Annotated in this window: 8 protein-coding genes; 7 read left to right on the top strand and 1 reads right to left on the bottom strand. The window is 44.6% G+C overall.

Translation table 11 applies throughout. From position 1 onward, the window contains the following. The first annotated feature begins 85 nt into the window (after positions 1 to 85). The 4 genes from NTX75_05025 (at position 86) to uvrC (ending at position 4697) form a co-directional block, all read left to right on the top strand. Positions 86 to 421, top strand: a complete 336-nt coding sequence (locus NTX75_05025; protein ID MCX5815592.1) for a type II toxin-antitoxin system HicB family antitoxin — start codon at positions 86 to 88, stop codon at positions 419 to 421. 378 nt (positions 422 to 799) lie between these two features. Next, positions 800 to 2497 carry a caspase family protein gene (locus NTX75_05020; protein MCX5815591.1) on the top strand — a complete coding sequence of 566 codons (1698 nt, stop codon included), beginning with the start codon at positions 800 to 802 and terminating at the stop codon, positions 2495 to 2497. A gap of 281 nt (positions 2498 to 2778) precedes the next feature. Continuing rightward, positions 2779 to 2973, top strand: coding sequence for a type II toxin-antitoxin system VapB family antitoxin (locus NTX75_05015; GenBank protein ID MCX5815590.1), 195 nt, complete (start codon positions 2779 to 2781; stop codon positions 2971 to 2973). 122 nt (positions 2974 to 3095) lie between these two features. After that, a complete protein-coding gene (gene uvrC, locus NTX75_05010; GenBank protein ID MCX5815589.1) occupies positions 3096 to 4697 on the top strand; it encodes an excinuclease ABC subunit UvrC in 1602 nt (533 codons plus the stop codon). An 11-nt stretch (positions 4698 to 4708) separates the two neighbouring features. Here the strand turns inward: uvrC and NTX75_05005 are convergent, their stop codons facing one another. Then, positions 4709 to 6265: a tetratricopeptide repeat protein gene (locus NTX75_05005; GenBank protein MCX5815588.1), complete on the bottom strand. Its 1557-nt coding sequence runs from the start codon at positions 6263 to 6265 to the stop codon at positions 4709 to 4711. Between the two features lie 181 nt (positions 6266 to 6446). Here NTX75_05005 and NTX75_05000 point away from each other — a divergent pair, with 181 nt between their 5' ends. The 3 genes from NTX75_05000 to NTX75_04990 all read left to right on the top strand — a co-directional run bounded on the left by NTX75_05000 (position 6447) and on the right by NTX75_04990 (position 9405). Then, a complete protein-coding gene (locus NTX75_05000) occupies positions 6447 to 7619 on the top strand; it encodes an aldo/keto reductase (GenBank protein MCX5815587.1) in 1173 nt (390 codons plus the stop codon). Between the two features lie 65 nt (positions 7620 to 7684). Then, the gene (locus NTX75_04995) at positions 7685 to 8602 is read left to right on the top strand and encodes a hypothetical protein (GenBank protein ID MCX5815586.1); all 918 of its coding nucleotides are present in this window, start codon (positions 7685 to 7687) and stop codon (positions 8600 to 8602) included. Between the two features lie 14 nt (positions 8603 to 8616). Beyond that, a complete protein-coding gene (locus NTX75_04990; GenBank protein ID MCX5815585.1) occupies positions 8617 to 9405 on the top strand; it encodes an enoyl-CoA hydratase-related protein in 789 nt (262 codons plus the stop codon). The last annotated feature ends 12 nt before the right edge of the window (positions 9406 to 9417 follow it).

Below are 9417 nucleotides of genomic sequence, written 5' to 3'. Positions count from 1 at the left end.
TTCATCGACCCCACCCGGGCAAGGAAGCAAAAAAGTATCAGGTCGAAGAACTGCGCGAGTGGTTGATACAATTGGAGGTGACACCATGAAAAATGTAATGACCTATAAGGGGTATACGGCCCGGATCGAATTTGATCAAAGAGATAATATTTTTGCCGGCAAGATTATAGGAATTGCGGATAGCATCACATTCCATGGAGAAACCGTAAAAGAACTCCAGGCCGATTTCCAGGCTGCCATTGATCATTATATAGCAGATTGTGCTGCCACAGGCCGCAGACCATTGAAGGCAGCTTCCGGTAAGATGATGCTCCGTGTTTCTCCTGAGGTTCATGCCAGAGCTATTTCCACAGCAAAAACCGTAGGGAAAAGTCTTAATCAATGGGCAGAAGATGTCTTGGGTAAAGCCGCCCACGTTTGAAAAAGAGTGGTAGAATGTTGTGGAGAACTTATTTTATCATTATCTTACACCCTATGAAGACATCAACCCTTACAAATCTGCACATCAGCCCCTTGCCTGGATTTGTTGTAACTGAATGAAATGAGCAAATGCTTGACAGCTTGTTTTCTGTCCCTGCATAGTCTGGGATGTTCTTCCTGTAATGTGCGCTTCGCGGTTTCTGCCTTAGATGCAACCTTTCAAGTGGCATTAAGCAATACTAATTACTGATTGAATAATTCTATCAACATTGATAATATTTCATAAAACTATGCAATAACTTGGTAGGGCCGATCGGAGGAAGATATTTTAAGAGATATTAGATTTCTTCTAAAAACTCACTACACAAATAGCCGCGCATTGATAATTGGCATCAATCTTTACAAGAATGCGTCGCCTCTATCATATGCTGTTAGTGATGCTGAGGAGATTAAAAACGTTTTGGTTAATGCGCTTGCATTTCCACAAGATAATATAACTTATCTCGTAGATGGCGAAGCAACCAAGGAGAACATCTTACGTTGTTTCATGCGCTTTACTTTATCTGACATTGATCTCGACGAACGAATCTTCATCTTCTTCGCAGGGCACGGCCATACGCGCACCGGAATCCGTGGGGAAGTCGGCTATCTGGTGCCTTACGATGCGGATATGGAAGATTTTTCCACGTTTATCAGGTGGGATGAACTCACGCGGAACGCCGAGTTGATACGGGCCAAGCACATGTTTTTTATAATGGATGCGTGCTATGGCGGTTTGGCTCTGACTCGAAGCCTTTATCCAGGCAGTACACGCTTTTTGAGAGACATGATGCTTAGGTATTCCCGTCAAGTCCTTACAGCAGGAAAAGCGGATGAAGTGGTTTCAGACTCTGGAGGACCACTACCTAATCATTCTGTTTTTACTGGTCATTTAATTGAGGGACTTCGCGGAAAAGCGGCTACTGAAAACGGTATATTAACAGCCAGCGGCCTGATGTCATATGTCCATACAAAGGTAGCAAACGACAAGAATTCGAACCAAACGCCACATTATGGCTACTTCGATGGAGACGGGGATTTCATCTTGCAGGCACCTCATCTATCAGACATAGAGAAATCCGAGGATAAAGACCTCGATAGCCTCATCGTTATACCGTTTTCAGAAGAAGACTTCTCCAGAGAATCCACGTCAAGCAAAATAAAGAGGATCAAATCGTTATTAGCAAGTGACTCCTCATCGATTGAGTTACACGATTTCATTATAGAGGAAGTCCAGCGATTTCTATCTGTTACCAATGAGGATCATTTCAAAGTTCAAAACCAGTTCTCTAAGGATGAACTCCTTGAGAGAATTTCCAAGTACGAGGAACGCAGTAACGATCTCGCCTTACTCACCGCCTGCATTGCTTATTGGGGCAAACCCACCCACAAAGCAATTCTGCAGAAAGTTATGGCAAGGTCAACAGATCGCCTTGAACCGCAAGACGGGCTTGAAGTATGGGCAAATCTTCGTTGGTATCCATTGATTATCGGACTTTATTATTCGGGCATAGCTGCAGTTGAAGGCAAGAGATACGACTCGTTGGCAAACATTTTTTATACGCAGGTTGGTTTTTCCGAGCGCAGGCAGCAGGATGAGTTTTTCGTTGAAGCTATCGCAAACGCAATTCTTGAATTAACCCGTATGAACATATTTAAGCAGTTGCCAGGGTATGAGAGATATTATGCACCAATGAGTGAATATCTGTTCAAAATACTTCAACCTAAGCTTGATGATGTTCTATTTATTGGAAAAAGCTACGAGAGGTCCTTTGACGAATTCGAGGTGCTTTTTGCTCTGGCTGCTGCCGATCTTAGAAAGCAACGCGAAAAATATGTGTGGGGGCCAATTGGTCGTTTTGGTTGGAAAAATCGTGGGTACAACAACGCTCCGCTCACACGCATAATTGGTGAAGCGCGTGCATTGAAGGAAAACTGGGAGCCACTTAAAGCTGGCCTTTTCGGAGGTAAATTCGAAAGTATCAATGATGTGGCAACGGAGTTTCAGCAGGAGGTTTCAAACTTGAACTGGCATTGATTCTAAAAAATGGTTCCGGTGGACTACCAAAATTACGCTTTTGTTGTACGCTGAAGTCAAACGTTATACCCCATTTTAATTCGTAATCCTCGATAACTCATTCATTCTAAATAATTTATTTGTAAGTGAAAGGCAGTCATCCTGTTGGCATAGAAAGCATACAACCTTCCTAAAGTTGGGAAAAGCCTCAGCCCAGAGGTTGTGTATTGAAAAAATAAGACTACCAGGCAGTTCCATCGATGTGTATAATATGGATAATCAATACACATGAGAGGCGAGGAATGAGAACGAATGTAGTTATTGATGACAAACTGATGGAATCTGCTCTCAAGGCGTCCGGTTTGAGAACAAGAAAGGCCGCAATAGAAGAGGGGCTGAAATTGTTGCTACAAATGAAGAACCAGGAGAGAATAAAGGGGCTTCGGGGAAAACTTAAATGGACCGGCGATCTTAACGAGATGCGGTTAGTCAGATGATTCTCGTTGACTTGTCCGTGTGGATCGACTACTTCAATGGCAAGAAAACGGTCATCTTTGTTACATGACGACAAAGACTTCGATCCGATGGTAAAGTTTCTGGGGTTAAAGATAGTAGATACATGATCGACGAAACGATTATAAACTCCCTCCCTGAATCATCAGGTGTATACACATTTCGTGATAAAGAGCAGAATATCATCTACATTGGTAAAGCGAAGAACATCAAGGACAGGGTGAGGAGTTACTTCCGCGAGAGCGAAAAAGATCCCAAGACATCCCGCCTGGTTAGTAATATTGAAAACATCGAGATTATGCTGACGGGGAGTGAAAAGGAGGCATTCCTTTTAGAAAATAACCTCATAAAAGAAAACTCGCCAAAATATAATATCAACCTCAAGGATGATAAAACCTATGTTTCCCTAAAACTTACCGTAAAGGAAACATTTCCGGCCCTTTATATAACGAGAGACATTAAAGACGACGGGGCGCTCTATTTCGGTCCCTATCCCCATGCACGGGACGTAAAGGATGTAATGAAACTTGTTCAGACGGTATATGCGATAAGACGGTGTAAAGATACTGTTTTCAGGAAGAGAAAGCGGGCCTGCATGCTTTTTGAACTGGAGAAGTGTCTCGGCCCATGTGCCGGGCACACAGATCAGCAGACATACAGGAAGGTCGTTGACGAACTCGTCGATTTGCTGTCAGGAAAGGACGAGAAACTCCTGAAGGAGCTCCAGCGACGGATAAAAGAAACCTCCGAAAACTGGAATTTTGAAGAGGCGAAGCAACTGAAGGAGAGATATCTGGCCATCAAGGGGATGGTGGAAAAGCAGCGTGTCCATGAACACCTCGGAAGGAACAGGGATGTATGGGCATTCCTTGAAGGGGATCATGGAGTTAAGATCGTTTTGCTTACCTTCAGAAAAGGCGTACTCGTCTCAAAAAAACATTTTAAAGAATCCTTGATGAAAGTTGCCTACGAAGAAGCCATATCGTCATTCCTTTTTCAGTATTATAACACAAGGCCGATCCCCGAGGAGATTATCCTTTCAGAGGATATTGAAGACAGACACTTTCTGGAGAAGCATCTGAAGGAGAGGAAAAAAGGCGTTGTCAGTATTTACGGCCCAAGGAGCAGGTTGTCAAAGGAAATCATTCCCCTTGCCATAGAAAACCTTCTTGAGCCTGAGGCGCTTGACCTCGGAGATGCCTTCAAAAGATCATTGCATCTGAGGAAAGCACCTGAGCGGATTGAAATCTATGACATTTCGCATTTATTCGGTGCAAACCCCACAGGGGTGATGGTGGTTTTCGAGGCGTTTAAAACATATAAGAAGGGTTACAGGGTATTCCATATACGGTCGGCGCCGTCCATGGACGATGTGGCTGCTATGGCCGAGGTGCTTAAGAGAAGGCTCACGGATGAAAAAATAGGGCCGCTGCCCGACCTCTTTATTGTTGATGGTGGAAAGGGGCAACTTTCTGCAGCAACTAAAGCGCTTAGAGGGCAGAATATCGACAGGGATGTCATTGGCATTGCCAAGGGAGAGAGGAGAAGAGGGATGGATGATCTAATCTATGCCCCAAACCGGAAAAACCCGCTTGTACTCCCCAGGGTATCACCGGTATTCAAAGAGATAGTCAAAATGCGCGATGAAGCCCACCGGTTTGCCGTTACCTCACACCGAAAATGGAAGAGAAAGGAAGACTTGCAGTGATACCTGCTTACTTATTTTTCATCCCACAGAATGCCTTTTCTCTTCAAGTATCCCTGAGCGTCTTTGTCGCCCAATCTGGCAGCAGCTTTATAATTTTCCACTGCTTTTTCAGTTTCTCCCATGTTCAGGTAGACACTGCCCAGGCTATACAGGGCATCAGTATTTTTAGGATTAAGTTCGATTGCAGTGTTTAAATCTTTTAAGGCTTTTTCATAATTCTTCAATGCTGCGTAGTTAATACCTCTACCGGCATAGGCAATGCTGATATTGGGATTTAGCGCAAGCGCCATATCGTAATCTTTTATAGCTTCCTTAAAATCACCTGATTTTGCATAGAGCCGCCCACGGCTTAAATAGGGAAATTCATTCCGGGGTTCCATGTGAATGGCATGATCGAGATCTTTTTTTGCTTTCTGAAAATCATTCAGTTCCGAATAGGCAAAACCCCTGTTAATATACCCTGCGATGTTGTCCGGTTTTAATTGGATTGCAATGCTAAAATCTTCTATTGCCTTTTTGTAATCACCAAGATTCATATATGACAGGCCACGATAATTGTAAGCGGCAGCAGAATGAGGACTTAATTCAATAGCTTTATTATAATCGTCTATTGCCGCATCTGACTTACCGGATTCCACATTGGCATTTCCCCTGCCTGTATAAGCCCGCGCAATGGAATAAATATTATTATCGCCGATCTGTATATCCTGTTTCGCTCGAGTAACTGCTCCGCTGGCTATCCAGGCCTCTTTTTTGGAAACAGGAAGTTTTATCCTGTACCAAAGCCCCCCGCTGTCATCTTTCGATTCATCTAATATTAACAGCAATGTCCCCTTTGTAACATATCCGGCTGGTGGTGCGTTGCGTGATGGTTGTGATCTCAAATGGGCTGCGGGTGCTGCAACGGTTCCACTGTTTGTTTCCTGTTTTATGCTGCGGGGTTTTTGCTTAAATGCAATGGCTTTATCAAATGTCTCTATCGAAGCCTTATATTGAGACTTATTCATCAATACATATCCTTCATCAATCCATTGTTCCAGATTTAATTGTTCGACAGCAGCAAGATACTGAGCCTGTTTTTCTCTGTTTTTTTTAGCCGGTGAGATTTCCTTCTGTAGTTTTTTAATTCTCTTTAAGGCTTCTTCAGTGTTCTTTTTCGTTTCTTCAAGTTCTTCTATTTTCTCCTTGTCTTTAAAATGAAAACCTGTGAAATTCAATATCTTATCAGAATCTATTTCAATCCGAATCTTGAAAGAATAGTTCCTGCCATCCCATTTTTCATTGCTGATCTCCGGTGTTACAATGCCTTCCGCGTAAGCCATGAGCCTGTTTTTTGGTAATTGGAACCTTTTAAATCTATTGTCACTGATTAAATTTGCTTCCAATTCATCAAAAATAAGCCTTTTTGCCTCCTCAAAACCTATGATTTTGCATGTTTCTGCTGTATCGAAATCGTTTCCGGTGTAAACGTATTCCTTTGTAATCGTCATTACCTGGCCAAAAAGCGGGGTAGCGAAAACAATAACCAGAATTAATAACTGACCAACAGCGTACAACCCTTTTTTCATTTTTCAATGCCTCGTGCAGATATTTAAAAATAATTTGCTTTATTTTACATATTATTGTCAATAAATGATTGTAATTTTGCGTAATCTTTGCCATTTATAATCAGCAGAATGGTCTCATGCAAATATCATTTATGTGTGATATAATGGAAAAGTGGTTAATGCTCGAAGATGAGAGGTTCCCATGAGCAAAACAAAAGATCATAATTCGATGAATCGCAGGGCATTTTTGAAATTTGGAGTTATGGGAGTGGCTGCGGCAGCAGGTTTGGGCGGTTTGGGCAGAACAACAGAGGCCGCTTCACCTGCTTCAAGGCCGGGCACAACTCCGGTCTACCGGACGCTCGGCAGGACGGGACTGAAAGTGACGGTTGTAAGCTTCGGCGCCATGCTTACCCCGGACTATGAGCCGATGGAGGCTGCCTTTGATCTCGGTGTAAATTATGTTGATACTGCGCGAAGATACATGAACGGCAGGAACGAGGAAATTGTCGGAAAAGCCCTGAAAGGCCGCAGAGACAAGGTCTATGTAGCAACCAAAACACCGCAGACCTCCCAGTCAAAGAAGGATATCTTCAAAGACGTTGAAACAAGTCTCTCAAAACTCCAAATAGACTATATCGATGTGATCCAGCTCCACAGCCTGACGAGCGGAGAAAGGGCGATGAATCCTGAAACCCGGGAAGCGCTGCTGGAGCTTCGCAAGCAGGGCAAGGTCCGTTTTTTTGGTATTACAACCCACACAAATCAGGCTGACGTTCTAAAGGCCATTACAAATGACCCGGGTAAATTCTTTGATATGGCGCTGGTGGCTTATAACTACAAGAGCGAACCGGCTGTGAAGGAGGCAATTGCCCGCGCCGCAAAGGCAGGCATTGGCATCGTTGCCATGAAAACCCAGGTAGGAGGATACAAGACGGATGCGCTCGGGCCCATCAGTCCCCACCAGGCAGCGCTCAAGTGGGTGCTCCAGGACACGAATGTGGCATGTGCAATTCCAGGCATGAAGGATATGAGTATGCTTCAGGAAGCCACAGCGGTTATGGGAATGAGGTTGACCCGGAGGGATGGGCAGATCCTTGAGCGTTATGCCGAAGCCATCACCCCCTATTATTGCCATCTCTGTGCACAGTGTGAGCCCACATGCCCGCAAAATGTTGCCATCAGCACCATTAACCGTTCTATCATGTATGCGGACGGGTATGGAAATTATGAACTTGCCCGATCCACCTATGATGAACTGCAACAGAACGAATCCGCTTTTGCATGCTCTAACTGTACTGAATGTGTTGCTCATTGTGCCAACGGTTTGAATATTGCTGATAAGATGCAAAAGGCGCGGATGTTATTTGCATAACAAAAAAAATAAAGTCATTGCGAGCGACCGCCGGGAAGCGTGGTAATCTGAGTGATGAGGTGACAATGCGCAAACGGATTACAATGTTGGTTTTCATTTTTTTGCTTTCGTTTTTTGCCGTCAATACCTATGCTGCACCTGCTGATATGATTGTGAAACATGTGATGCCAGCGCCTGGTTTTTCAGAAGGGTGGACGTTGGAAGGCAAAACAAAAACATTCAACCCGGACAACCTCTACAAGCATATCAACGGCGAAGCTGAACTTTATTTACCCTATGGTTTTGAAGCCCTCGGCGCAGCGCTCTACATAAGCAAAGACAATCCGGATAAGGCTCTTGCTGTGGATATTTATAAAATGGGCTCGCCGCTCGATGCCTTTGGCATATATTCCCGCTATCGAAATCCGGATTCACCGGAGGCAAAAATCGGGAGCGGAAGCTTCGTAAATGATTCGCAGTTGATGTTCTACCAGGACAGGTATTTTGTGCAACTTTCTGCGTCAGGCTCTATGAATCCTGAACCCGATGTGTTCATCGACTGTGCAAAAGCGATTGCGAAAAACATCCCCGGTGGGTCTTCCCGCCCTGAAGAATTGGAATTCCTGAACATTCCCGATATTACTCCCCGCACAGAAACATATATCTCCCAGAGTGTTCTCGGATATGCATTCTTTAAAAAAGGTCTGGTAGCAAGGGCAAACCTTGATGGTGAGCCTGTGAGGGTTTTTGTTGTTTTCAATGAATCGGTAAATGCCTCAGGTGATACACTCAGCCGCTATGTGAATTATCTGAAAGAGGCAGGCGTTCAACCACAACTCACAAAGAATCCGGGCGGCACGACCCTTATCACGCTGGACCCTTTGTATAAAGGTCTTATACTTCGCCAGTCAGGGTGCTATCTTATCGGCGTTTCCAACATCAATGATCCATCAAAAGGCACCTTGTTAATTGACAGGATACAAGCCCGCATTCCGGCGCAATAAGAGGATGAAAGATTATGAATGAAGAGCATGTATTGTATGAAGTAAAGGGTCATATTGCCTCGATTACCCTTAACCGGCCTGAGGCGAAAAACGCATTCAGCCCGGAGATGATCAGGCTGTGGCGTGAGTATCTTGAAGAAGCAAAAGAAGACGACAGAGTAAGGGTAATCGTTGTGACCGGGAAAGGCGATACATTCTGCTCCGGCGGGGATATTCGTGATATGGCAGAGGGAAAGCTGAAATCATGGGACATGAAGAGGTTCCTCTGGGACGGTGTTCACCGGATAGTCCTGACACTTGAAGACCTTGACAAGCCTGTCATCGCAGCGATTAATGGAGCGGCCATGGGCGCTGGAATGGATATGGCCATCATGTGTGACATGAGGGTCTGTTCCGATAAGGCAAAACTTGCAGAATCCTATATCATGATGGGGCTTATCCCGGGAGATGGCGGTGCATATTTCCTGCCCCGGCTGGTAGGGGTATCAAAGGCGCTTGAACTTCTCTTCACGGGTGAAATCATCAGCCCCGAGGAGGCGCTTAAGCTGGGCATTGTGAACCGTGTTGTACCTCATGACCGCCTCATGGAAGAGACGATAAAACTTGCTGAAAAAATTGCAGAAAAACCCCCGCTCGCTATCCGGATGATGAAGAGGGCAGTTTACCAGGGGCAAACGAATACACTCAGGGCGCATCTTGACTACATATCATCTCAATTATCGCTTCTTTCCGAGACGGAAGACCATGTAGAGGCAGCAAGATCGTTTCTCGAAAAGCGGAAGCCCGTGTTTAAGGGGAAATAAATCCAGCAAAAG

The sequence above is a fragment of the Pseudomonadota bacterium genome (assembly GCA_026388315.1).
GTDB lineage: Bacteria > Desulfobacterota > Syntrophorhabdia > Syntrophorhabdales > Syntrophorhabdaceae > MWEV01.
This window is presented reverse-complemented; position numbering and strand designations above follow the sequence as displayed.